Origin of the sequence: Nocardioides cavernae (assembly GCF_013410035.1) — a bacterium.
In the GTDB taxonomy this organism is placed as follows: Bacteria; Actinomycetota; Actinomycetes; order Propionibacteriales; family Nocardioidaceae; genus Nocardioides; species Nocardioides cavernae_A.
In genome coordinates, this window is the sequence record NZ_JACCBW010000002.1 from 572,020 (window position 1) to 595,986 (window position 23,967).

The following is a 23,967-nucleotide window of genomic DNA, read 5'->3' on the forward strand; positions in this document are numbered from 1 at the left end:
CGGGGTCGACCGGGCGCTCAACCGTAGCGACGTTCCACGATGCGAGACGCTCGGCCGACGCGTTCCCGGCTGGGTGCGCAGAGGTGACGTCGCGGGTGACCTGCCCTTTTGTTAGTTCACCGTACGAACCACGCGACGGTAGTTAGTAAAGAGATCTAACGAACCCCTTGTGACGTGGCTCACGCCCTCCCTAGGTTCGGAGCAACGGGCGCACCGCGCCCCCATCCACTCGGGAGGATCCATGTTGTCCACGCACGTCCCCAGGCCGGGGCTCCGACGAACCGTCGGCCTGCTGGCCACGACCGCGCTGACCGCGGTGCTGCTGCCCTTCGCGATGGCCGGACCGGCCTCGACCCAGGCGCCCGCGCCTGCGGCTGCCGCCGCCTGCTCCGACCCGGCCTGGAGCTCGTCGGCGGTCTACACCGCCGGCAACCTCGTCACGCACGGTGGCCACACCTGGCGGGCGAAGTGGTGGACGCAGGGCGAGACCCCCGGCACCACGGGGGAGTGGGGCGTGTGGGCCGACCAGGGCGCGTGCGGCGGCACCACCGACCCGACCGACCCGACGGACCCGACCGACCCGCCCGACCCGACGGACCCGACCGACCCGCCCGACCCGACGCAGCCCCCGGACCCGGCCGGCAAGAAGGTGATCGGCTACTTCACCAACTGGGGGACCTACGCCCGCAACTTCCACGCCAAGGACCTCGACACCTCGGGCTCGGCCGACAAGCTGACCCACATCCTCTACGCCTTCGGCAACGTGCAGAACGGCCGGTGCACCATCGGTGACTCCTACGCCGACCACGAGAAGGCCTACACCGCCGCCCAGAGCGTCGACGGCGTCGCCGACACCTGGGACCAGCAGCTGCGCGGCAACTTCAACCAGCTCCGCAAGCTCAAGGCCAAGCACCCGCACCTCAAGATCCTGTGGTCGTTCGGCGGCTGGACCTGGTCCGGCGGCTTCGGCCAGGCGGCGCAGAACCCGGCGGCCTTCGCCTCGTCGTGCCACGACCTGGTCGAGGACCCGCGATGGGCGGACGTCTTCGACGGCATCGACATCGACTGGGAGTACCCCAACGCCTGCGGCCTGTCGTGCGACTCCAGCGGCACGCAGGCGTTCCCCCGACTGATGCAGGCCTTGCGCAGCGAGTTCGGCAGCGACCTCGTCACCGCCGCCATCACGGCGGACGGCACCAGCGGCGGCAAGATCGAGGCGGGCGGCTACGGCGACGCCGCGCAGTACGTCGACTGGTACATGCCGATGACCTACGACTACTTCGGCGCCTTCGCCGCCCAGGGACCGACCGCCCCGCACTCGCCGCTGACCTCCTATCCCGGCATCCCCACGCAGGGCTTCGACTCGAGCACCGCGATCGCCAAGCTGCGCTCCCTGGGCATCCCCACCTCCAAGCTGCTGCTCGGCATCGGCTTCTACGGCCGCGGCTGGTCGGGCGTCAGCCAGGACGCGCCGGGCGGCTCGGCCACCGGTCCCGCGCCCGGGACGTACGAGCAGGGCATCGAGGACTACGAGGTGCTCAAGCAGCGCTGCCCCGCGACCGGCACGGTCGGCGGCACGGCGTACGCGAAGTGCGGTGACCAGTGGTGGAGCTACGACACGCCGCAGACGATCACGTCGAAGATGGCCTACGCCAAGGAGCAGGGACTGGCCGGCGCCTTCTTCTGGGAGCTGTCCGGCGACACCTCGAACGGCGAGCTGATCACCGCCGTGAGCAACGGGCTCGGCTGACCCGGCCCACCGCAGCTGCGCCGCTCGGGACGGCGTACGACGGGCCGGAGGTGCACGGCGCCTCCGGCCCGTTCAGCGCGCCCGCACAGCGTGGGGAGGGGTGCGTGAGCCACGACACGCGCCCATGGATCGGTCAATGTCATCGGCGTCAATAAAGTCATGTATGTTTCTCGACATTGCTCACCGATCAAGAAAGTCGAGTACCCCCCATGCAGATCCGTTCACGTGCCGCTCTCGCGGCAGCTCTGGTAGGAGCGCTGGCCCTGTCCGCCTGCGCGCCTGGCGCCTCCGGGGGCGACAGCGACGACGACGCCAAGACCATCCACATCGTCGGCTTCGCCGTCCCTGAGGCGGCCAACAAGAACATCGCCTCCGAGTTCGTCAAGACGCCCGAGGGCGAGGGCGTCGAGTTCCAGACCTCCTACGGACCGTCCGGCGACCAGAGCCGCGCGGTCGCCGCCGGCCTCAAGGCCGACTACGTCCACTTCTCCGTCCCGACCGACGTGACCCGACTGGTCGACGAGGGTCTCGTGGACGAGGGCTGGGACCAGGGCGAGAACAAGGGTGTCGTGTCCCGCTCGGTGGTCGTGTTCGGCGTCCGCGACGGCAACCCCAAGAACATCAAGACGTGGGCCGACCTGGTGAAGCCCGGCGTCGAGATCGTCACCCCCAACCCGGCCTCGTCCGGCGCGGCCCGCTGGAACGCGCTCGCCGCCTACGGCCAGGTCATCAGCGACGGTGGCACCGACAAGGAGGCCACCGAGTACGTCGACAAGTTCTTCAAGAACGTCGTCTCCCTCCCGGGCAGCGGCCGTGACGCCACCACCGCGTTCCTCGGCGGCACGGGCGACGTGCTGATGGCGTACGAGAACGAGGCCATCCTCGCCGCGCAGAACGACGAGGGCTTCGAGTACGTCCTGCCGGACACCACGCTGCTGATCGAGAACGCCGGCGCCGTCCTCAAGGACGCTTCCGAGCCCTCGCAGGCCTGGCTCGACTTCGTCCTCGGCGACGAGGGCCAGAAGCAGTTCGCCCTGACCGGCTTCCGCCCGATCCGCGACGACGTCGACTACGGCGGCACCGTCGAGGGCGCTGCCGACCCGAGCAACCCCTTCCCCGAGGTGAAGACGCTGCTCACGGTCGACAACGACTTCGGCGGCTGGGACGAGGTGTCGACGAAGTTCTTCGACGAGGAGAACGGCATCATCTTCGCCGCCATCCTCGGTGCCGGTCTCTCCCTCGAGTGATCGACCTGCATGACCTCCACTGAGATTGCCGCGGTCCGACCGGCGAGGACTCCTCGCCGGTCGGGCCCGCGGTCCACGTTGACGCGTTCGTCGGGGCTCGGGCTCGGCATCGCCATGATCTGGTTCAGCGCGCTGGTCCTGATCCCCCTGATGGCCGTGGTCGTCACGGCCATCGACGGCGGCTGGGACGTCTTCTGGTCGACCGTCACCAACGGCCAGACGGCCGCCGCCATCAAGCTCACCGTGTTCACCGCCCTCGGCGTCACCGTCGTGAACGTCTTCATGGGCACCCTCATCGCCTGGGTGCTGGTGCGCGACAGGTTCTGGGGCAAGTCGGTGCTCGAGGTGATGATCGACATCCCGTTCGCGCTGCCGACGATCGTCGCCGGCCTGGTGCTGCTCTCGCTCTACGGCAACGACAGCCCCGTCGGCATCGACATCGCCAACCAGCGGCCGGCGGTCTTCCTGGCCTTCCTCTTCGTCACGCTGCCGTTCGTGGTCCGCATGGTCCAGCCGGTGCTCGAGGAGCTCGACCGCGACGTCGAGGAGGCGGCGGCCTCGCTCGGCGCGAGCCGTTTCACGACGTTCCGCCGGATCGTCCTTCCGAGCCTGGCCCCGGCCATCACCGCCGGAGCGGCCCTGTCCTTCGCCCGCGGCGTCAGCGAGTACGGCTCGCTCGTGCTGCTCTCGGGCAACCTCCCCTTCAAGACCGAGGTCACCTCCGTGCGCATCCTCAGCAGCATCGAGAACGACAACGTCCCGGCGGCGGCCGCCGTCGCCACGGTGCTGCTGGTCATCTCGCTCGCGGTCATCGTGCTCCTCAACGTCATCCAGAGGCGGGTGGCTGCACGTGGCTGACACCCTGGTCCACGCGGACGCCGCGCCGGCACCGGTCGAGGAGCGACGCCGTCCACCGCGCGTCCGCAAGACCCCCACCACCTACGTCCTGCGCCTGGTCGCGGCGGCGTACCTGTTCTTCCTCGTCGCCTGGCCGGTCTCGCTGGTCGTCACCAACACCTTCGACGACGGCTTCTCCTCGATCCAGGCGCTCTTCGAGGACCCCGACATGGTCGTCGCGCTGCAGCTCAGTGCGTACGTCGCGGTGTGGTCGGTGGTCATCAACACGCTGTTCGGCGTGGGCATCTCCCTGCTGCTGGTGCGCAAGGAGTTCCCCGGCAAGCGGGTGCTCAACGCCCTGCTCGACATCCCGCTGTCGGTCTCGCCCATCGTCGTGGGCCTCGCGCTCGTGCTGGTCTACGGCGGCCGCAACGGCTGGTTCGGGCCGTTCCTCCTGGACCTGGGCTTCCAGGTCATCTTCTCGACACCCGGCATCATCATGGCGACCACCTTCGTGGCGCTGCCACTGATGATCCGCGAGATCGTGCCCGTGCTCGAGGAGATCGGCATCGAGCAGGAGCAGGCCGCGGAGAGCCTGGGCGCCAACGGGCTCCAGCGCTTCTGGCGGATCACGCTGCCGTCGATCAAGTGGGGCATCGTCTACGGCGTCGTGCTGACCCTCGCCCGCTCGCTCGGCGAGTTCGGCGCGGTCAAGGTCGTCTCAGGCAACGTCCTGGGACAGACGCGCACGGCCACGCTCGCCGTCGAGGAGAAGTACCTCAACTTCGACCAGCAGGGCGCCTACGCGACCGCCTTCCTGCTCGCGATGGTGTCCGTCGCCTGCATCGTCGTCGTCGCCATCATCCGACCCAAGAACCACGCCTGACCGGCACCTGTGAAAGGGCAGTACCCATGAGCATCGAAGTGAAGGGCCTGAACAAGAAGTTCGGCGACTTCGTGGCGCTGGACGACGTCAACGTGACGATCCCGACCGGCCAGCTGACCGCCCTCCTCGGGCCCAGCGGCGGCGGCAAGTCCACCCTGCTGCGGATCATCGCCGGCCTGGAGAAGGCCGACACCGGGTCGGTCACCATCGAGGGCAACGAGGCGACCCACCTGCCGGCCCAGAAGCGCAACGTCGGCTTCGTGTTCCAGCACTACGCGGTCTTCAAGCACATGACCGTCGCCAAGAACGTCGCCTTCGGCCTCGAGATCCGCAAGCGTCCCAAGGACGAGATCGAGCACCGCGTGCAGGAGCTGCTCAAGCTCGTGCACCTCTCGCAGTTCTCCCACCGGCTGCCGTCGCAGCTCTCCGGCGGCCAGCGCCAGCGCATGGCGCTCGCCCGGGCGCTGGCCGTCGAGCCGTCGGTGCTGCTGCTCGACGAGCCGTTCGGCGCGCTCGACGCCAAGGTCCGCAAGGAGCTGCGCGACTGGCTGCGCCGGCTGCACGACGACGTGCACGTCACGACCGTCTTCGTGACCCACGACCAGGAGGAGGCCCTCGAGGTCGCCGACGAGATCGTGGTCATCAACGAGGGCCGCGTCGAGCAGGTCGGCACCCCCGACCAGCTCTACGACGAGCCTGCCAACGACTTCGTGATGTCGTTCCTCGGCGAGGTGACCCACCTCGGCGGCGTCTCGCTGCGACCGCACGACATCGAGCTCGAGACGAGCCCGATGCTCGCGGGAGCGGTCGAGGGCACCGTCTCGCGCCTCGTACGGATCGGGTTCGAGGTACGCCTGCACGTCCTGACCGTGGACGGCGACGAGGTGTCGGTGGTGGTCACCCGGGCCCACGCGCGCTCGCTCCAGCTCCAGGAGGGCAGCACGGTGTGGCTGACGCCGGCAGCCGGCGCGACGGTGGTGCCGCGGATGGCGACGGCCGTCTGACGTCCCTCCCTGGGGAGGGTGTGGCCGGCGTTGTGCCCACGCGGCGCGACGCCGGCCACTAGCGTTCTCTCGTGGACACGACGACCCGGGACGCACTGTGGTCGGCGGTGGAGGCCTTCGACACCGAGGCCGCCGAGGTCGCCATCGCCAGGCTCCTGTGGGACGTGCCCCTCTCCGGGGCGGTCGTCGGCGTCGTGCTGCCGTTCCTCGAGGAGGTCGGGGACCGCTGGGAGGCGGGCACCCTGTCGGTCGCCCACGAGCACTTCGTGAGCGAGATGCTGCGCCGCAAGCTCACCGCGCTCGCCGCCGCGCCGCCGCGCCCGGTCCTCGAGGACGCCGCCCTCGCGGCACCCGTCGTCCTGCTGGCCTGCCCGCCCGGGGAACGGCACGACATGGTGCTGCTCTGCGTCGCGCTGATGCTGCGCGAGCGCGGCGTGCGCGCGCGGTTCCTGGGCGCCGACACCCCGATGCCCGCGATCCTCGCGGCCACCCGCGCCAGCGGGGCCGACGCTGTCGTGCTCGCCGCCACCCGTCCGACCATGTTCACCGCGAACGCATCCGCCCTGCGTCGGCTCGCCGCCGACGTGCCGGTGTACGTCGCCGGCCGCGGGGCCGACGACGACACCGTCGCCGAGATCGGGGCCCGGTCGCTGCCGGCCGACCCGAGCCGCGCCGTCGTCGTGCTGGTCGGCGCCCTCGCGGAGCTCAGCGGTAGTTGGTGAACTGCACCGCGAAGTCGTAGTCCTGCGACTTCACCAGCTGCTGGACGGCCTGGAGGTCGTCGCGCTTCTTGGACGAGACCCGCAGCTCCTCGCCCTGCACCTGCGCCTTGACGCCCTTGGGGCCCTCGTCGCGGATCAGCTTGGAGATCTTCTTGGCGTCCTCGGAGGTGATGCCCTCCTTGAGCGTGATGTCGATCTTGGAGACCTGTCCGGACTGGCGCGGCTCGGACGCGTCGAGGATCTTCAGGCTCTGGTCGCGCTTGATGAGCTTGTCCTGGAAGACGCTGAGCACGGCGCTCGCCCGGTCGTCGGCGGACGCGGTGATCTCGATCGCCTTCTCGCCCTTCCACTCGATGCTGGCGCCGGTGCCCTTGAAGTCGAAGCGCGTGGCGATCTCGCGGGCCGCTTGGCTGAGCGCGTTGTCGACCTCCTGGCGGTCCAGCTTGCTCACGATGTCGAAGCTCGAGTCGGCCATGGTTGTTGCCTCTCCTTGGGGGGCTCGGGGGGCTCCTGCAGCGTGCCCCGGCGATTCGTGGTGACGTGCGTGCCTTGCTATTGTTCCGCACGGCCCGGCAGGTTGCCCGAGCGGCCAAAGGGAGCTGACTGTAAATCAGCCGGCATTGCCTACAGAGGTTCGAATCCTCTACCTGCCACTGGACGTCGTCCAGTCGCGAGACCCCCGTCGACAGGCGGGGGTCTCGTGCATTTGACTCACCCCATGAGCGCCGAGACCTTCCCCAACGACGCGTGGCTCGACGCCGAGTGCCGCCGCCTGATCGAGTTCGGCCGGCACGTCGTGCACCCGCTCGGTGGGGCCGCGTGGCTCGACGACCGGGGTACGCCCGACCTCGCGCGTCCGGTGCACACCTGGATCACCAGCCGGATGGTGCACGTGCACGGGCTGGGCGCGCTGCTCGGCGTCGAGGGAGCGGCCGAGGTCGCGGAGGGAACGCTCGCAGGGCTGCGCACGACGCTGCGCGACGACGAGCACGGAGGCTGGTTCGAGGCGGTCGGCCGCGACGGCGTGGCGACCTCGGCCGTGAAGTCCTGCTACGCCCACGCCTTCGTGATGCTCGCCGGGTCCACCGGCGTGGTGGCGGGCGTCCCCGGCGCGGAGGACGTCCTCGCCGACGCGACGCGGGTCTTCGAGCGCCACTTCTGGGACGAGGACCGCGGCCGGGTCGTCGACGAGTGGGACCGTGGCTGGTCCGAGCCCGCGCCCTACCGCGGGCTCAACTCCACGATGCACTCCCTGGAGGCGATGCTCGCCGTCGGCGACGTCACGGGTGACCCGGTCTGGCACCAGCGCGCGGCCCGGCTGGCCGGCCTCGTCGTCGACCTCGCCGGCGCCCACGACGGGCGGCTGCCCGAGCACTTCGGCCCGGACTGGTCGGTGGACCTCGAGCTCAACCGCGACCGGCCCGACGACCCGTTCAAGCCCTACGGCGCGACCGTCGGGCACGGCCTGGAGTGGTCACGCCTGCTGCTCCACCTCGAGGCGACCCTGGGCGGGGCGGCTCCCGCGGGGCTGCTGGAGACGTCGCGGCTGCTCTTCGAGCGGGCCGTCGCGGACGGTTGGCACGTCGACGGGTCGCCCGGCTTCGTCTACACCACCGACTGGTCGGGTCGCCCGGTCGTGCGTGCCCGCATGCACTGGGTCGCCGCCGAGGCCATCGCGGCTGCCGCCGCGCTGCACCGGCGGACCGGCGAGGAGGGGTACGCGCAGTGCCACGGCAGCTGGTGGGCGTACGCCGCCGAGCACCTCCTCGACCTCGAGCAGGGCTCGTGGCACCACGAGCTCGATCCGGACAACCGCCCGCACGCGAGCGTCTGGCCGGGCAAGCCGGACCTCTACCACGCGGTGCAGGCGACCCTCCTCCCACGCCTTCCGCTCACCCCGAGCCTCGCCAGCGCGGTGGCGGTGTCGGACGCGCTGCGCTCACCGGCATGATGGGGGCATGACGGACGCGCAGCCCCGGGTGCTCGTCGTCGGCGAGGCGCTCGTCGACGTCGTCCCCGACCGTGACGGCACCCCGCGCGACCTGCCCGGGGGCAGCCCGGCCAACGTCGCCATCGCACTCGGCCGCCTGGGCCGCGACGTACGCCTGGTGACCCTGCTGGGAGACGACGACCGCGGCGCGCTGGTCCGCGCGTGGCTCGAGGCGAGCGGCGTGGCCGTGCTCGCCCAGCGGACCGGCAGCGGGCGTACGTCCAGCGCCGTCGTCACCCTCGACGACGCGGGCGCGGCGTCCTACGCCTTCGACCTCGACTGGGACCTGCCGGCCGTCCCGGACGAGGAGTGCGACGTCCTGCACGTCGGCTCGATCGCGACGGTCCTCGAGCCGGGCGCCGACGCCGTGCTGCAGGCCTTCCGGACGCACCGCGGCCGGGCGCTGCTCTCGCTCGACCCCAACGCGCGCCCGGCGATCACGCCCGACCGCGCCGGCCCGGTCGCCCGCGTCGAGGAGCTCGTCGGCCTGGCCGACGTGGTCAAGGTCAGCGACGAGGACCTCCACTGGCTGCACCCCGACGACGACCCGGTCGCCACCGCGACCCGATGGGCCGGCCGCGGCCCCGGCCTCGTCGTGGTGACCCGCGGCGCCGACGGCGCGGTCGCCGTGCGCCCCGACGGCACGGTCCTCGAGGTGCCGGGCGTGCCGGTGGCCGTGGCCGACACGGTCGGCGCCGGCGACACGTTCAGCGGCGTGCTCGTCGACGCGCTGCTCGGCCTCGGCGTCGGCGGTGCCGGGGCCGGCGACGCCCTGCGCGCGCTGAGCGACCGCGACGTCCTCGACGCCGTCTCCACCGCCGCGATCGGCGCCGCCATCAACGTCTCCCGCCCGGGCGCCGACCCGCCGACGCGCGCCGAGCTGCGCGCCGCGCTGGGCGGTCCCGCGGCGGGCGCGGAGTGACGACGCAGCAGATCCACGACATCGGCAGGCGGCGCGCCTGGGTCATCTGGCTGGTCGCCCTCGCGGTCTACGTCCTCGCGGTCTTCCACCGCAGCTCGCTCGGGGTCGCGGGCATCATCGCGTCGGAGCGCTTCGACATCAGCGCGACGAGCCTGGCGACGTTCACCGTCCTGCAGCTGGTGGTGTACGCCGGGATGCAGGTCCCGGTCGGCGTGCTGCTCGACCGCTACGGCTCGCGCGCCATGCTGCTCGTCGGGCTCGTCCTGATGACGGCCGGCCAGCTCGGCTTCGCCTTCTCCTCGTCCTTCGCCGGCGCGGTCGCGGCGCGCGCGGTGGTCGGTGCCGGCGACGCGATGGTGTTCGTGAGCGTCATCCGACTGGTGACGGTGTGGTTCCTCGTCCGGCAGGCGCCGATGGTCACCCAGGTCACCGGGCTCGCCGGGCAGCTCGGGGCGATCGCGGCGGCCGGCCCGCTGTCGTACCTCCTCCACGCGCTCGGCTGGACCCGCGCCTTCGCACTGACCTCCAGCGTCGGGATCGTGCTGCTGGTCGGCGTGCTCGCCTTCGTCAAGGACTCGCCCTACCGCACCGACGACGTGGTAGCGATCAAGCTGCGCGCGCTCGCGCAGTCGGTGCGGACCGTGTGGGGCAACCCGGGGACCCGGCTGGGCATGTGGTCGCACTTCGTGTCGCAGTTCTCGGCCACGGTGTTCGCGCTGCTGTGGGGCTACCCGTTCCTCGTGCAGGGACTGGGGTGGTCGTCCGGCGCCGCCAGCACGCTGCTGATGGCGATGACCGCGTGGACGGTCGTGAGCGGGCTGGTCACCGCCCGGCTCGTCGCCCGGCTGCCCTACTACCGCTCGTGGATCGTGGTCGGCATCGTCGTCGCGATGGTCGTCCCGTGGACGGCGGTGCTGCTGTGGCCGGGTGCCGCACCCACCTGGCTCGTCGTGGTGATGGCGTTCGCGACCGCGAGCGGCGGCCCGGCGGCGATGGTCGGCTTCGACCTCGCGCGCTCCTTCACCCCGCCGCACGAGACCGGACGGGCCAACGGGCTCGTCAACGTCGGCGGCTTCACCGCCTCGCTGCTGACCATGGCGCTCATCGGGGTCGTGCTCGACCTGTCCGCGTCGGGCGGGATGGAGTCGTACACGCTCGGCGACTTCAAGCTCGCGCTGTCGGTGCAGTACGCCTTCTGGGCGTTGGGGATCGTCCAGACGCTCCGCTACCGCCGCCGCGGGCTGGCGCACCTGGCCCGGATGCACCCGGGGTCGGTCGAGCAGATGCGGGCGGGCCAGCCGTTCGTGCACCCGGGCATCGGGACCGAGGGCGTCTGAGCCAGCCCCCGACGTGCGGGAGGGCCCCGACGCGCAGTGCGTCGGGGCCCTCCGTCGTACGACGTGCGCCGGGCGTCAGCCCTTGATGCGCAGCCTCGCGTCGTCCGAGCTCCTCTTGTAGTTGTCGGTGCCGAGGTAGGTCACCTTCACCGTGTACTTGCCGGGCTTCCAGGTGGCCTTGAACGTCACCACGGCACGGCCCTTGCTGAGCCTGACGGTGTCGATCTTCTTGCCGTCCACCTTGACCCGGACCTCACCGCGAGGCGTACCGGCGCGCGACTTCACGACCGTGACGACCTTGACCTGCTCGCCACGCTCCACCGTGACGGGCTTGACCTTCACCTTGGTGCGGGTCTGGTCCTTCTCGTCCGGCGCCGGCGGGTTCGGCGGGTTGGGCGGGGTCGGCGTGGTCGCGTTCTTCTCGCACACCTGGACCTTCACGTTGTCGACGTACCAGCCATCGACGCCGTTGCAGCCGTCACGCCCCATGTCGAAGCGGAACTTCACCGACGCCCCGGCCGGGGCGATCGCGGCGAGATCGATGATCGAGGTGCCCCACGACCCGTTGATCTCGCCACCATCGGTGCCGGTGAACGCCACCTCTCCGCCCATCGGGTTGGTGTTGTCCTCCTCGGCGGTGGCCAGGACCGCACCCGGGCCGTTGAAGACGTAGGCGGAGGCGGGGATCACGGTGAACGGACCACCGTTGACGCTCGCCTTGACGTTGGCACCGTCGTACTCCGCCTCCGTCGCCACGTAGTGGTCGAACGTGAGTCGGGGCGAGGTGCCCGCCGGGACCGTGACGCTCGGGCTGATGAGGCCGTTGCGTCCGGAGATGTCCTCGGCGTCGGCCAGGCAGCTGCCCGTCGTCGGGTCGGCCCCGAAGGCGACGCCGCCGGCGTGACCACCGGGCGCGGACGTGGTGGGCACCCAGTCGATGCCGGTGGCGCCCTCGTCGGCGTAGACGACGTCCTCGTCCTGGGTCCAGCCCGCGAGGCCGTCCTCGAAGTCCTCGCTCCAGGTCACCTTGCTGGTGAACCCGGTGCCGCAGAGCGAGGGGGTGTTCTTGGCGAGCAACGGACCGAAGTTGCACTGGACCGGGTCCTTGGCCAGCTCGACCGCCTGCGAGGCCTTGTCCACCGCGGCGCAGTCGGCCGTGGTGATCGGGTCGGCGAGCTCAGGCGTCGCCTGGCTGCCGCCGGTCGCGCTCTGGCCGAGCGTCACCTCGTTGATGTCCTCGCCCACCAAGTCGGTGCACGACGACGCGAGCGCGTCGGCGAGGTCGGCGAAGTCGGACGAGGGCGTGAGGTACTCGAGCTGGGCCTGCCAGAAGATGTTGGCCGCCTTGTCGAGGCCGATCGCGGGGACCGTCACGCCGTTGTAGGTGCTGCCGTCGACCAGCAGGGCGTAGGCGTGGTTCACCACGCCGGAGTTGGTGTGCACGCCGCCCGCGTCGGTCGTGTCGCAGTAGTACTCCTCGTCCGAGACCTTGCCCGGGTCGCCGTAGCAGTTCGGGTTCCACATGTCGCGGATGGCGCCGCCGAAGGCCGGGTCGGCCTCGCCGGAGAGCCAGCGGTAGGACTCGTCGGTGTTGGTCGTCGACGCGCTGATGCGGGCCGTGCTCGTGCCGGCGGTCTTGAAGCGGGTGCCGGAGTCACCGTCCACCTGCAGCGCCGGGATGGTGAAGGTCGCACCGGGCATGTCCCACGGGGCGAACTCCGGGTCGCCGCCGAAGATGATGCCCTCGGCGCCCGCGGTGATGGCGTTGCCGGCGACGGCCTCGTAGTAGGCAGCGAGGCTGTCCTCGCCGCAACCGGTGTTGAGGTTCTCGTCGACGAACACCCAGTTGCCGTCGATCGCCGCGGCGTTGGAGAAGGGCGAGCAGCCGTCGGTGGGGACGTCGTCGACCTCGGGGTCCTCGGCGTCGAGGCCCACCACGACCTGCGGCGTCAGCACCTCGCTGGTGAAGGTCGGGCCGCCGGAGGCGGGGACCGCCTCGCACGGACCGGCGACGTTGGCCGGAGCGGTGATCTCGACGGAGATCAGCGGCGGGGACTGGACCGAGCAATCACCCTCGATGCGCTTGGTGTCGGGGGTCTCGTTGTAGCGGTCGTTGAGCATGTCGACCGTCTCGCCCCAGATGTCGGAGTAGGCCTCGTTCATCGCGCCGGACTGCCACTGGTAGATCAGGCCCGAGGTGTACTCGGTGTAGGCGTGACCCCACTCGTGGGCGACGGTGTCGTCGGAGCTGACGCCCGAGCAGTAGTTGGTGCTGACGCCGTTCCAGTTGGCGTTGGGGCACCTGATGGCCGGGTCGTTGTTGACCGTGACCATCTTCGCGCCCTGACCGTCGTAGCTGTCGCGGCCGAAGGTGTTCATGAACATCCAGTAGGTCTCACCGGCCCCGGCCACCTCGGCAGCCTGGTCCTCGTCGAGACCACCGGGGAAGGCGTCGCCCTCCTTCCAGACCAGGTTGGCCGGTGCCAGCTTGCTCTCGTAGAGCTCGCGGCTGAGGTTGTGCGCGATCATCGACCAGCGGTTGATCTTCTTGCCGGTGCGGGCGTCGAGGATGACGGTCTCGCGCACGTCGCTGCGGTTGCTCACCTCGACGACCCAGGCGAGGACGGCGTCGCCCTCGACGCCGCGGGTGGTGCCCATCCGGTAGACCATGAGGTCGTTGGCGACGGCCTCGAGGCCCTTGGCCGAACCGGGGGTGCGCTTGTCGGACGGTGAGGCGCCGACCAGGCGTACGGCGCGCGCGGCGGCGTCCGCCTTGCTCACCCGCGGGGTGGTGTCGAGGTCCAGGCCGGGGACCGCGAAGCCGTTGACGGCGGTCAGGTCGCCCTGGCGGTCGACGTGCGCGCGCAGCTCACCGGCGAACACCGGGACGCCGCGGTAGCTCTGGGCGTACTCCACGGTCCAGCCGCCGCGGGCCTCGCGGACCTCGGTCTGGCGCAGCTCGCCGCGTCGCGCGCCGAAGGCGGTGGCGTACTCGTCGAGGTAGGCGCCGGCCTTGGCCGCGGCCTGCGTCGCGGTGCGGGCGTCGACGGAGGGGAGGAGGTCACCGCTCGCGGTGCGGGCGAAGCCGACGCGTCCGGTGGCGCGCTCCTCCGTGATGCGGATGGTGCCGCGCGCGTCGTCCTTCATGCGCTGGACGATCGAGGGCTCCGCGGACGGAGCGTTGGGCGCTGCGAGCGCCGACGTGGCGGGCAGGGCCGCGAGGCCCGCCCCGATGAGTGCAAGGCCCAGTCCTTGCCTGAGATGCTTCACGATGCTGCAGACCTCCAGACAGAGGGCGCCTCGGACGCCGATGCGCCGAGATCATCCGCGCGCAATGTAGTCCGAACTACCTGCTGTGGGGGAGGGGTGCAGCGACAAGATCTCAGCCGACGCGCCGGTACTTGCGGTGCATCGTCTGTCGTGTCACCCCCAGAAGGGTGCCGATCTCGGCCCAGCTGAAGCCGGAGTGGCGCGCTCGTCGCACCGCCACCTCCTCGCGTCGGGTCAGCTCGCGCTTGGCCTCCCGCACGGCGGCCAGCTCGTGCAGCACGCCGCCGTCGTCGTCGGTGTCTTTCGAGGTCCTCATGGGTGTCAGCATATGCTGACAGCGCAAGGCCTCAGCCGATCTCGCCGTCCCCGTCGGGGTCCAGGTCCCCGGTGGGGTCCTCCGCGGTCGGGTCCTCGAGCAGCTCGCCGCCGACGGGGTGGCCCTGCCACGACACCATCTCCCAGCCGGACTCCATGTCGCCGTCGAGCACGATCAGCGCGGTGTTGTGGAGCGGCTGCGTCGCGGGCGGGGCGTCGGGGTGCGGCGTCATGCGGGTCGACACCCACGTACGCACGGCGGCGCCGTGGCTGACGATCAGCGCGGCGTCGTGGCCGGCGTCGACGATGCGGCGCACGGCCGCGTCGTAGCGGGCGAGGAACTCCTCGCCGGTCTCGCCGCCGGGCATCCGGTGAGCGAGGTCGCCCTCGAGCCAGGTGGCGACGGCCCCGATGTAGCCGGCGACCGAGTCGTGGTCGGACTTCATCTCGAAGTCGCCCGCGTCGATCTCCTCGAGCCCGTCGAGCTGGACCGGGGCGAGCCCCCGGGCCTCCGCGGTGGGCGCCGCGGTCTGGTGGGTACGCACGCGGCTGGAGACGTAGATCGCGTCGAGGTGGTGGTCGGCGATGGCCCTCGCGGCGGCCGCCGCCTGGGCCCGCCCGAGGTCGGTGAGGTCGAGGCCGGGGTGCGCGGTGTCGAGCTCGCCGGAGACGTTGGCGTGGGTCTGGCCGTGGCGCATGAGGAGGAGTCGCAAGGGTGGTCCCGGGTTCAGGTGTTGAAGGGCGAGGTCTTGCTCGAGGCGAGGGCCATGGCCTCCTCGAGGGGGACACCCTCGAGCGCCTCGGCGATCTCGGAGCCGACGTGGGTGACCTCGGTCCCGCGCTCCAGCGGGACGAGGGTGTGCACGAGCCGGTCGTCGTAGGCGTGCACCATCGTGAACGCCTGGCCGGTGTCGACGCCCGACACGAAGCGGTCGACGGGCGCCGGGTCGCTGGTGTAGCAGCTCGCCGACGTCACCGACACGGGCACCCCGGCGAAGGTGGACCAGGTCGAGAGGTGGAGGTGGCCGGCGAGGATCCCGCGCACGTCGGTGCCCGTGATGACGTCGGCCAGCGCCTGCTGGTCGTGCAGCTCGATGAGCTCGGCGGCGCGCAGCATCGGCAGCGGGAGGGGCGGGTGGTGCATGGCGAGCAGGGTGCCGTGCTCGGCCGGCGTCGCGAGCACGTCCGCCAGCCACGCGAGCTGGGCCGGTTCCAGCTCCCCGTGGTGGTGGCCCGGCACGCTGGTGTCGAGCGCGACGATCCGCAGGCCGTCCACGTCGTGCACGCGGTCCTGGAAGCCGGCGTCGTCGGAGTCGAAGAGGCCCCGCGCGAAGGGCGCCCGCTCGTCGTGGTTGCCCATCGTCCACACGACGACGGCACCCATCCCGGCGGCGAACGGCTCGACGATGGACCGCACCAGGGCGTACGCCTCGGGGTCCGCCCGGTCGGCGATGTCCCCGGTGAAGACGAGCGCCTGCGGTGCCGGGCGTACGGCCGCGAGCCGGTCGAGGGCCGCGCGCAGGTTGGCGACGTTGTCCACCGCGCCGAAGTGCAGGGTGTCGTCGCCGAGCAGGTGCGGGTCACTCAGGTGGGCGACGGCGTGGCTGGGTGGGGCGTACTGGCCGAGCTGCTTCACGCGGGCCAGCCTAGGGCCCCCGGGAAGCGTCGGGCCGGTGCCGGCGGGACGTCAGCGGGCGGGCAGGATGCGCCCGGTGACCTCGCCCAGCGAGATGCGCCCGCCTCCGGTGCCCGGGGCGGAGTAGCGCAGGGTCACCTCGTCGCCGTCCTCGAGGAACGTGCGCTCGCGACCACCCGCGACGAACGGCTCCGTGCCGCCCCAGCTGAGCTCGAGGAAGGACCCGCGCTGCCCGGGCTCCGCGCCGGAGACCGTGCCGGAGCCCCACAGGTCGCCGGTGCGCACGCCGGCGCCGTTGACGGTGGTGTGGGCCAGCATCTGGGCGGGCGACCAGTACATCGTGCGGTAGGGCGGTCGGGCCACGACCTCGCCGTCGAGCAGCACCTCGACCTCGATGTCGAGCCCGGCGGGACCCTCGACCCGGAGGTAGTCCAGCACCTCCGGATCCTGTCCGGGCAGGTCCGTCCACGCCGCGTCGAGGGCGGCCAGGGGCGTGACCCAGGCGCTGATCGACGTGGCGAAGGACTTGCCGAGGAACGGCCCGAGGGGGACGTACTCCCAAGCCTGGATGTCGCGCGCGGACCAGTCGTTGAGGCCGACGACGCCGAAGGTGTGCCGCGCGAAGTCGGCGGTCGCGACGCGCTCGCCCATGGCGGACGGGGCGCCGACGACGAAGCCGAGCTCGGCCTCGATGTCGAGTCGCCGGGAGGGACCGAAGGTCGGGAGGTCCTCCGTCGGCGCCTTGCGCTGGCCACTCGGGCGTACGACGTCGGTGCCGGTGACGACCACGGTGCCGGAGCGCCCGTGGTAGCCGACGGGGAGGTGCTTCCAGTTGGGCAGGAGCGGCTCCTGGTCGGGGCGGAAGATCCGCCCGACGTTGGAGGCGTGGTGCTCGGAGGCGTAGAAGTCGACGTAGTCGCCGACGGTGAAGGGCATCAGCATCCGGACCGAGTCGACCGGCGAGAGGGCCGGCTCGACGAGGTCGCGCTCGGTCTCGTCGGTGAGCAGCCCGGTGATCCAGGCGCGCGTCGACTCCCACACGGTCGGGCCGGCCGCCATGAAGGGGTTCAGCGTCGGCTGGTCGTAGAGGGCGTGGGTGTCCACCATGTCGGCGGCCGCCACGATGCTGAGGTCGAGCACGAAGTCGCCGATGCGCACCGCGACGCGCGGGTGCTCGCCGGAGCGCGCGAACACGCCGTAGGGCAGGTGGTCGACGTCGAACCCGGAGCCGGCGGCTCCCTCGACCCAGGTCTGGAGTGGCGTCGGGAGTGTCATGGCGTGTCCACCGCTTCCGTGGTGAGTCCGAGGGAGACGAGGTCGTCGAGGGGCTCGGTCACCGAGCACGAGCCGAACGAGGTGAACCACCTGCGTGCCGCCGACACGTCCGTCGCGGCCAGGGCGGCGCCGTCACGCTGCTCGAGCACGGCGGTCGCGTCGGCGACGCCGGCGCCGTCCCACAGGGCCTGCGTCGCGGCCATCACGTTGAGGAAGCCGTGCGCGCCGCCGCCCTCCGGGTCGTGGCGCACGGCCCGGTGCAGCCCGGCGGTCGCCTTGAAGCGCATCTCGCGGTCGAGCGCCGCGTCGATCCACCCCGCGACGGTCGCCGCGTCGGGGATGAGGTCGTGGTCGACGTGACCGAGCCGGAGCTTGAGCCGGTGGTCGCACGCCGCGACCTCGTCGGCCGCGGCCAGCCACGACGCGGTCGGCGGGCCGGGGACCTCGACGTAGACCGGGACCTCGATGCCGGCGTCGCGGGCGGCCGCGTCGATCCGGCGGACGTTGCCGACCGGGTCGTCGACGTCGCGCACGGCGACCTCCAGCGCGGCGATCGACAGCCCGAGCCGGTCGGCGAGGCCGAACGGCCCGGCCAGCTGGCCGGCGCCCCCGGTCAGGACCACGGACAGCGGGGCGTCGAACCCGCGCACCAGCGGCAGGTCGGTGTCGCGCAGGACGAAGCTGCCCACCAGGTCGGCGTGCCACTCCCGGGTGCGCGCGGCGTACGCGGCGGTCGCCTCGGGCAGCGGAGCGTCGCCGGGCGGGAAGATCGCGGCGTCGTCGACGAGGCCGCGCCACTGCTCAGGCCAGCGACGCGACCGCGGGTCGAGATCGAGGGATGTGTCGGGGGAGGCCACGGGTCTACTCTAGCCACCAGATAGCGGACACTTCCGTCCGATAGTCGGATGATGGGAACCTCGTCATGGCCTACTACCGAGCCCTCGGTCGGCTGCCCCGGCAGCGCCACACCCAGCTGCGCGACGACGACGGACACCTGTTCCGCGAGGAGCTCATGGGCGAGGAGGGCTTCTCCTCCGACTCCTCGCTGCTCTACCGCCGCGGTGTGCCGAGCGCGATCACCGACAGCCAGGTGTGGGAGCTGCCCGACCAGTCGCGTACGCCCAACCACCCGCTGAAGCCGCGCCACCTCAGGCTCCACGACCTCGACACCGGGGCCTGCCCGGTGGAGGGGCGCCGGCTCGTGCTCGGCAACAACGACGTCCGGATCGCCTACGTCGTCACCGGCACGGACCCCTCCCCGCTCTACCGCAACGCCATCGGCGACGAGTGCGTCTTCGTCGAGACGGGCAGCGGCGTGGTCGAGACGGTGTTCGGCGTCGTGCCCTACCGCGCCGGCGACTACGTCGTCGTCCCGCGCGCCACCGACCACCGCTGGGTGCCGGCCGAGGCGTCGCGGCTCTACGCCATCGAGGCCAACAGCCACATCCACCCGCCCAAGCGCTACCTCTCGAAGTACGGCCAGCTGCTCGAGCACGCGCCCTACTGCGAGCGCGACCTGCACGGCCCGGACGAGACCTTCGAGGTCGAGGGGACCGACGTCGAGGTGCTGGTCAAGCACCGGACGTCCGCCGGGATCGTCGGCACCCGGCTGACGTACGCCACGCACCCGTTCGACGTGGTCGGCTGGGATGGCTGCCTCTACCCCTACACCTTCAACATCGAGGACTACATGCCGATCACGGGCAAGGTCCACCAGCCGCCGCCGGTGCACCAGGTGTTCGAGGGCTGGAATTTCGTGGTCTGCAACTTCCTGCCGCGCAAGGTCGACTACCACGAGCTCGCGATCCCGGTGCCCTACTACCACTCCAACGTCGACTCCGACGAGGTCATGTTCTACGTCGGCGGCGACTACGAGGCGCGCAAGGGCTCGGGCATCGGCATCGGCTCGATCAGCCTGCACCCCGGCGGGCACGCCCACGGGCCGCAGCCCAGCGCGATCGAGGCCAGCCTCGGCGTGCAGTACTTCGAGGAGTCCGCGGTCATGGTCGACACGTTCGCCCCGCTCGAGCTCGGCGAGGGCGGGCGTGCGGTCGAGGACCCGGCGTACGCCTGGACCTGGGCCGGCCGCGGGCCTGCCGCCTCCGGCGGGTCCACCGACGACGGCGGGCCGGCGGTCTACAGCAACAGCTGAGAGCGGGACACTCCTTCGGGTGGTCCGTAGCGTGGTCGCATGACCGCCTCCGACCGGGCCTCCGACCGTCCGTGCGTGTTCCTGCTCTTCGGCGCGCGAGGTGACCTCGCCGCGCGCAAGCTCTTCCCCGGGCTCTACCGGCTGTCCGCCGCGGGGCGGCTCCCGCAGGACTGGGCCGTCATCGGCAGCGGCCGCCACTCGCCGGGCTCCGACGACGACTTCCGCGCGGAGGTGCTCGACGGGCTCCGCGACAGCGTCGACGACCTCGACGACGACGTCGCGCGCGACCTGCTCGACCGGCTGTCGTTCGTGACCTCCGACGCCGAGGACGGCGTGGACCTCGCCGCCCGCGTGCGCGAGGTCGAGGAGGGCCTGGGCGGCGACGTGCTGCGCGTGGTCTACCTCTCGGTGCCGCCGACGGCGATGTCGGGGATGGTGGGGATGCTCGGTCGCGAGGGGCTCGACGAGCGCGCCCGGCTCGTGATCGAGAAGCCGTTCGGTCTCGACCTGGAGTCCTTCGGCGAGCTCGACCGGGACGTGCACGAGGTCTTCGACGAGGAGCAGGTCTTCCGCATCGACCACTTCCTCGGCAAGGAGGCGGTGCAGAACCTCCTCGCCCTGCGCTTCGCCAACGCGCTCTTCGAGCCCGCGTGGGACCGGAACAGCATCGCCTCGGTGCAGGTCGACGTGCCCGAGACGCTGGCGATGGAGGGCCGCGGCTCCTTCTACGAGTCGACCGGCGCGCTGCGCGACATGGTCTCCACCCACCTGTTCCAGATCCTCGGCGCCGTCGCGATCGAGGACCCGGGGGAGTGGTCCGCCGACGCCGTCCGGCGGGCCCGCGCCGCCGTGTTCGAGGACGTACGCCCCCTCGACCCCGCGCGGGTCGTCCTGGGCCAGTACGACGGCTACCGCGACGAGGAGGACGTCGACGAGGACTCGACGGTCGAGACCTTCGTGGCCCTCGAGGCCTGGGTGGACAACGACCGGTGGCGCGACGTCCCGTTCCACCTGCGCACCGGCAAGGCGATGGCCGAGACCCGGCGCACGGTCACCCTGCGCTTCCGCGAGCCGGAGTCGGCCGTGTTCGGCGACCACCTCGCCCCCGACGAGCTCGTCCTCGAGCTGACCGACGAGGCGCAGGTGCGCGTCGACCTGCTCGGCAAGCGCCCCGGCCCCGAGATGGAGCTCGCCCCGGCCACGATGCACCTCGACCTCGCCGAGGAGCTCCCCGACGCCGAGCCCCTCGAGGCCTACGAGCGCCTCCTGCTCGACGTGCTCGAGGGCGACCACACGCTCTTCGCCCACGCCGACGAGACCCGCCGGCTGTGGGAGGTGTGCCAGCCGGTCCTCGACGACCGGCCCGAGCCCGAACCGTACGACTCCGGCTCCTGGGGCCCCGCGGCGGCCCTCGACCTGCCCGAGGGCGGCTGGCGGCTGGGTCGGCACGGGCAGTGACGGGCACGCCCGACCAGCTCGCGATCGCCGACCACGGGCTGGTCGGCGACCTGCGCACCGCAGCCCTCGTCGGCACCGACGGCACGATCGACTGGTTCTGCCCGGGGCGCTTCGACGCGCCCAGCGTCTTCGCCGCGATCCTCGACCCCGGCGCCGGGTCGTGGCGGATCGGCCCGGACGACCCCGACGCGCGCAGCCAGCAGTACTACCACCCCGAGACCAACATCCTCGTCACCCGCTTCATGACCGAGGAGGGCGTCGTCGAGGTGCAGGACTTCATGCCCGTGCTGCGCGCCCACGACCCCGACCACCGCCAGCGGCTGGTGCGTCGGGTCGTCGGCCTGCGCGGGTCGGTCGACCTGACGATGACGATGGCGCCGCGTCCCGACTACGGCCTGACCCAGCCCGACCTCAGCCGCTCCGACGACGTCGTCCGCTTCGCCGACGGCGACGTGCACCTGGCGCTCTCCAGCACCGTCGCGCTGGACGTGGACGACTGCTCGGCGAGCGCCACCGTCGGCCTCACCACCGGCGAGACCGCGCTGTTCGTCCTCGAGGTCCTCGCCCCGGGCGAGGACGCCCGCGGCTGCACCGAGGCCGACGTGGACGAGCTGTTCGACGCGACCGCCGCCTTCTGGCGCGGCTGGCTGTCGCAGAGCACCTACACCGGCCGGTGGCGCGAGTGGGTCGACCGGTCGGCGCTCACCCTCAAGCTGCTGTGCCACGAGCCGAGCGGCGGCATCGTCGCCTCCCCGACGACGAGCCTCCCCGAGAGCATCGGCGGGTCACGCAACTGGGACTACCGCTACGTGTGGGTGCGCGACGCCGCGTTCAGCGTGTACGCCCTGCTGCGGCTCGGCTTCACCGACGAGGCGGGCGCGTTCGTCCGCTTCCTGTCCGAGCGCCTGGGTGAGGCCGCCGAGGAGGGCCGGGACCGGGGGGACGACGACCTGGGGCCGCTGCGGGTGCTCTACGACCTCGACGGCGGCATCCCGCACGAGCGCGAGCTCGACCACCTGGCGGGGCACCGGGACTCGCGGCCCGTCCGGGTCGGCAACGGCGCGGTCGACCAGCTCCAGCTCGACGTCTACGGCGAGCTCATCGACTCGGTCTACCTCTTCGACAAGCACGGGCGGGGCATCAGCCACGACGCGTGGAGCGACCTGCAGCGGGTGGTCTCGTGGCTCATGCAGAACTGGGAGCGCCCCGACGCCGGCATGTGGGAGATCCGCAGCGAGCCGCGGACCCACACCACGTCGCTGGTGATGAGCTGGGTCGCGGTCGAGCGGACGATGCGCATCGCGCGTCGCCGCGGCCTGCCCGGCGACCTCACCGAGCTCGCGGCCGTGCGCGACGCGATCTACGAGCGGGTCATGACCGAGTGCTGGAACGACGAGCTCGGCAGCTTCACCGCCTTCCCCGGGGGTGACGTGCTCGACGCCGCGACGCTGCTCATGCCGATGGTCAAGATGGTCGCGCCCGACGACCCGCGCTTCCTCGGCACCCTCGCCCGCGTCGAGGAGCGGCTGGTGTCCGACAGCCTCGTGCTGCGCTACGACCCGGAGCACTTCGGTGACGGGGTGTCGGCGGCGGACGGCTCCGACGAGAGCCTCGTCGAGGAGGGCACCTTCTCGCTCTGCTCGTTCTGGTACGTCGAGGCCCTCACCCGGGCCGGCCGGCTCGACGACGCCCGGCTCGCGCTGGAGAAGATGTTCACCTACGCCAACCACCTCGGGCAGTACGCCGAGCAGGTCGGCCTCAACGGCGAGCAGCTCGGCAACTTCCCCCAGGGGTTCACCCACCTGAGCCTGATCAGCGCCGTGATCAACCTGGACCGTAGCCTCGACGCATGACCGGTGCCGCGCCCGTCACGGCGGCCTCCCGGACCGTCGTGCTGATCCCGCTCGCGCTGGCCCTGCTGTCGATGATCGGGCCCTTCAGCATCGACACGCCCTTCCCGGCGTTCCCGCAGATGGGCGAGGCCCTCGACGTCTCCTCGGGCGAGCTCCAGCTCGTCGTCACCGCCTACATGCTGGCGTTCGCGGCGATGAGCGTCTTCCACGGCCCGCTCTCGGACGCCGTGGGGAGGCGACCGGTGATCGTGTGGTCCCTGCTCGCGTACGCCGTCGCCTCCGTCGCCTGCGCGTTCGCCCCGACCCTCGAGTGGCTGCTGGTGGGCCGGGTCGTGCAGGGGCTGGCGGCGGGCGGCTCGACCATCGTCAGCCGGACGATCATCCGCGACCTCTTCGACGGCCGCGAGGCCCAGCGGATGATGAGCCAGGTCTCGGTGATCTTCGGCCTCGCGCCCGCCGTCGCGCCCGTCCTGGGCGGCCTGCTCATCCAGGTGGGCCCGTGGGAGACCGTCTTCTGGTTCATGGCGGCGCTCGCGCTCGCCCTGGTCGTCATGACGCTCACCCTGCTGCCCGAGAGCCACCCGCCCGAGCGGCGCGTGCCGCTGCGCGTCGGGGAGATCGTCGGCGGCCTGGCCACGGTGGTGCGGGTGCCCGCGTTCCACCGGATGGCGTGGGCCGGCACGCTCGTCTTCGGTGCCCAGTTCCTCTACATCGGCGGCGCGTCGATCTTCGTCGTCGACCTGCTCGGCGAGGGCGAGCTCGACTTCTGGAAGCTCTTCGTCCCCATGATCGGCGCGATGGTCGTGGGGTCGTTGGTCAGCGGTCGCCTCGGCCGACTCGTCACCAGCTCACGGCTGGTCTCGATCGGGTACGCCGTCAGCACCGCCGGCGCGCTCCTCGGCGTGGCCGTCGCGCTGACCCCCGCCGGCGAGGTGCTCCCCTGGGGCGCGCTCGGCATCTCGCTCGTCGCCTTCGGCAACGGCCTGGCCTACCCCAACATCCAGCTGCTGATGCTCGACCTCGTCCCGACCCGCCGGGGTGCGGTGATGTCCGCGGGGTCGTTCGTCACGCTGGTGTTCAACGCCGTCAGCGCCGCCGTCCTCGCGCCGTACGCCGGCCGGTCGGTCCTCGGCTTCGCCGTGGCCGCCGCCGTGTGCGTCCTGCTCGGCTGGGGGTTCTGGCGCTGGCACCAGCACGCCGGGCGTCGCGAGGTCGCCGCCGCTGCGCTGTAGGTCTGGCAGGGGTCGGTCCGTTGGGGTGGCGGCAGGTCGCTCGGCCCGGCCGCGACCGCAAACCCTCGACCCGCCCCGCAG

Annotated in this window: 20 protein-coding genes and 1 tRNA gene; 14 read left to right on the forward strand and 7 right to left on the reverse strand. The window is 71.7% G+C overall.

Features of this window, described 5'->3' with window-relative positions:
• Positions 1-241: 241 nt before the first annotated feature.
• The 6 genes from F4692_RS10295 (at position 242) to F4692_RS10320 (ending at position 6,446) form a co-directional block, all read left to right on the forward strand.
• Entirely contained in the window at positions 242-1,750 is a 1,509-nt protein-coding gene (locus F4692_RS10295; RefSeq protein ID WP_179619563.1) for a glycosyl hydrolase family 18 protein, read from the forward strand.
• A 209-nt stretch (positions 1,751-1,959) separates the two neighbouring features.
• Positions 1,960-2,997 carry a sulfate ABC transporter substrate-binding protein gene (locus F4692_RS10300; protein WP_179619564.1) on the forward strand — a complete coding sequence of 346 codons (1,038 nt, stop codon included), beginning with the start codon at positions 1,960-1,962 and terminating at the stop codon, positions 2,995-2,997.
• Positions 2,998-3,075: 78 nt separating this feature from the next.
• Positions 3,076-3,855: a sulfate ABC transporter permease subunit CysT gene (gene cysT, locus F4692_RS10305; protein WP_257029744.1), complete on the forward strand. Its 780-nt coding sequence runs from the start codon at positions 3,076-3,078 to the stop codon at positions 3,853-3,855.
• Complete coding sequence (locus tag F4692_RS10310; protein ID WP_179619566.1) at positions 3,848-4,720, forward strand: sulfate ABC transporter permease; 873 nt, start codon at positions 3,848-3,850, stop codon at positions 4,718-4,720. The genes cysT and F4692_RS10310 overlap by 8 nt, the downstream gene beginning before the upstream one ends.
• Before the next feature lie 26 nt (positions 4,721-4,746).
• On the forward strand, positions 4,747-5,724 hold the full coding sequence (locus tag F4692_RS10315) for a sulfate/molybdate ABC transporter ATP-binding protein (protein ID WP_179619567.1): 978 nt from the start codon (positions 4,747-4,749) through the stop codon (positions 5,722-5,724).
• Between the two features lie 71 nt (positions 5,725-5,795).
• The gene (locus tag F4692_RS10320) at positions 5,796-6,446 is read left to right on the forward strand and encodes a cobalamin B12-binding domain-containing protein (RefSeq protein ID WP_179619568.1); all 651 of its coding nucleotides are present in this window, start codon (positions 5,796-5,798) and stop codon (positions 6,444-6,446) included.
• Here the strand turns inward: F4692_RS10320 and F4692_RS10325 are convergent.
• Positions 6,430-6,921: a YajQ family cyclic di-GMP-binding protein gene (locus F4692_RS10325; protein ID WP_179619569.1), complete on the reverse strand. Its 492-nt coding sequence runs from the start codon at positions 6,919-6,921 to the stop codon at positions 6,430-6,432. The genes F4692_RS10320 and F4692_RS10325 overlap by 17 nt on opposite strands.
• 96 nt (positions 6,922-7,017) lie before the next feature.
• Between F4692_RS10325 and F4692_RS10330 the strand changes: the two genes are divergently transcribed.
• The 4 genes from F4692_RS10330 to F4692_RS10345 all read left to right on the forward strand — a co-directional run bounded on the left by F4692_RS10330 (position 7,018) and on the right by F4692_RS10345 (position 10,695).
• Positions 7,018-7,099, forward strand: a tRNA-Tyr gene (locus tag F4692_RS10330).
• A gap of 65 nt (positions 7,100-7,164) precedes the next feature.
• Positions 7,165-8,397: an AGE family epimerase/isomerase gene (locus tag F4692_RS10335; RefSeq protein WP_179619570.1), complete on the forward strand. Its 1,233-nt coding sequence runs from the start codon at positions 7,165-7,167 to the stop codon at positions 8,395-8,397.
• A 7-nt stretch (positions 8,398-8,404) separates the two neighbouring features.
• Complete coding sequence (locus tag F4692_RS10340; RefSeq protein WP_179619571.1) at positions 8,405-9,358, forward strand: carbohydrate kinase family protein; 954 nt, start codon at positions 8,405-8,407, stop codon at positions 9,356-9,358.
• Entirely contained in the window at positions 9,355-10,695 is a 1,341-nt protein-coding gene (locus tag F4692_RS10345) for an MFS transporter (RefSeq protein WP_179619572.1), read from the forward strand. Before F4692_RS10340 ends, F4692_RS10345 begins: the two co-directional genes overlap by 4 nt.
• 75 nt (positions 10,696-10,770) lie before the next feature.
• Here the strand turns inward: F4692_RS10345 and F4692_RS21565 are convergent, their stop codons facing one another.
• The 6 genes from F4692_RS21565 to F4692_RS10375 all read right to left on the reverse strand — a co-directional run bounded on the left by F4692_RS21565 (position 10,771) and on the right by F4692_RS10375 (position 18,048).
• Entirely contained in the window at positions 10,771-13,965 is a 3,195-nt protein-coding gene (locus F4692_RS21565) for a M4 family metallopeptidase (protein WP_179619573.1), read from the reverse strand.
• Between the two features lie 112 nt (positions 13,966-14,077).
• Entirely contained in the window at positions 14,078-14,281 is a 204-nt protein-coding gene (locus F4692_RS10355; protein ID WP_179619574.1) for a sigma factor-like helix-turn-helix DNA-binding protein, read from the reverse strand.
• A 31-nt stretch (positions 14,282-14,312) separates the two neighbouring features.
• Positions 14,313-14,993 (reverse strand): histidine phosphatase family protein, encoded by a 681-nt coding sequence (locus tag F4692_RS10360; RefSeq protein ID WP_179619575.1) that lies wholly within the window; start codon positions 14,991-14,993, stop codon positions 14,313-14,315.
• 14 nt (positions 14,994-15,007) lie between these two features.
• A complete protein-coding gene (locus F4692_RS10365; RefSeq protein WP_179619576.1) occupies positions 15,008-15,916 on the reverse strand; it encodes a metallophosphoesterase in 909 nt (302 codons plus the stop codon).
• A gap of 51 nt (positions 15,917-15,967) precedes the next feature.
• Positions 15,968-17,191 (reverse strand): fumarylacetoacetase, encoded by a 1,224-nt coding sequence (gene fahA / locus F4692_RS10370; RefSeq protein ID WP_179619577.1) that lies wholly within the window; start codon positions 17,189-17,191, stop codon positions 15,968-15,970.
• Complete coding sequence (locus F4692_RS10375) at positions 17,188-18,048, reverse strand: hypothetical protein (protein ID WP_179619578.1); 861 nt, start codon at positions 18,046-18,048, stop codon at positions 17,188-17,190. The genes fahA and F4692_RS10375 overlap by 4 nt, the downstream gene beginning before the upstream one ends.
• A 65-nt stretch (positions 18,049-18,113) precedes the next feature.
• Between F4692_RS10375 and F4692_RS10380 the strand changes: the two genes are divergently transcribed.
• Genes F4692_RS10380 through F4692_RS10395 form a run of 4 tightly spaced genes read left to right on the forward strand, consistent with a single transcriptional unit; the run spans position 18,114 to position 23,886 of the window.
• Entirely contained in the window at positions 18,114-19,343 is a 1,230-nt protein-coding gene (locus tag F4692_RS10380; RefSeq protein WP_179619579.1) for a homogentisate 1,2-dioxygenase, read from the forward strand.
• A gap of 39 nt (positions 19,344-19,382) precedes the next feature.
• Positions 19,383-20,801 (forward strand): glucose-6-phosphate dehydrogenase, encoded by a 1,419-nt coding sequence (gene zwf, locus F4692_RS10385; RefSeq protein WP_179619580.1) that lies wholly within the window; start codon positions 19,383-19,385, stop codon positions 20,799-20,801.
• Positions 20,798-22,654, forward strand: a complete 1,857-nt coding sequence (locus tag F4692_RS10390; protein WP_218858389.1) for a glycoside hydrolase family 15 protein — start codon at positions 20,798-20,800, stop codon at positions 22,652-22,654. Before zwf ends, F4692_RS10390 begins: the two co-directional genes overlap by 4 nt.
• Entirely contained in the window at positions 22,651-23,886 is a 1,236-nt protein-coding gene (locus F4692_RS10395; protein ID WP_179619581.1) for a multidrug effflux MFS transporter, read from the forward strand. The genes F4692_RS10390 and F4692_RS10395 overlap by 4 nt, the downstream gene beginning before the upstream one ends.
• Positions 23,887-23,967 lie beyond the last annotated feature (81 nt).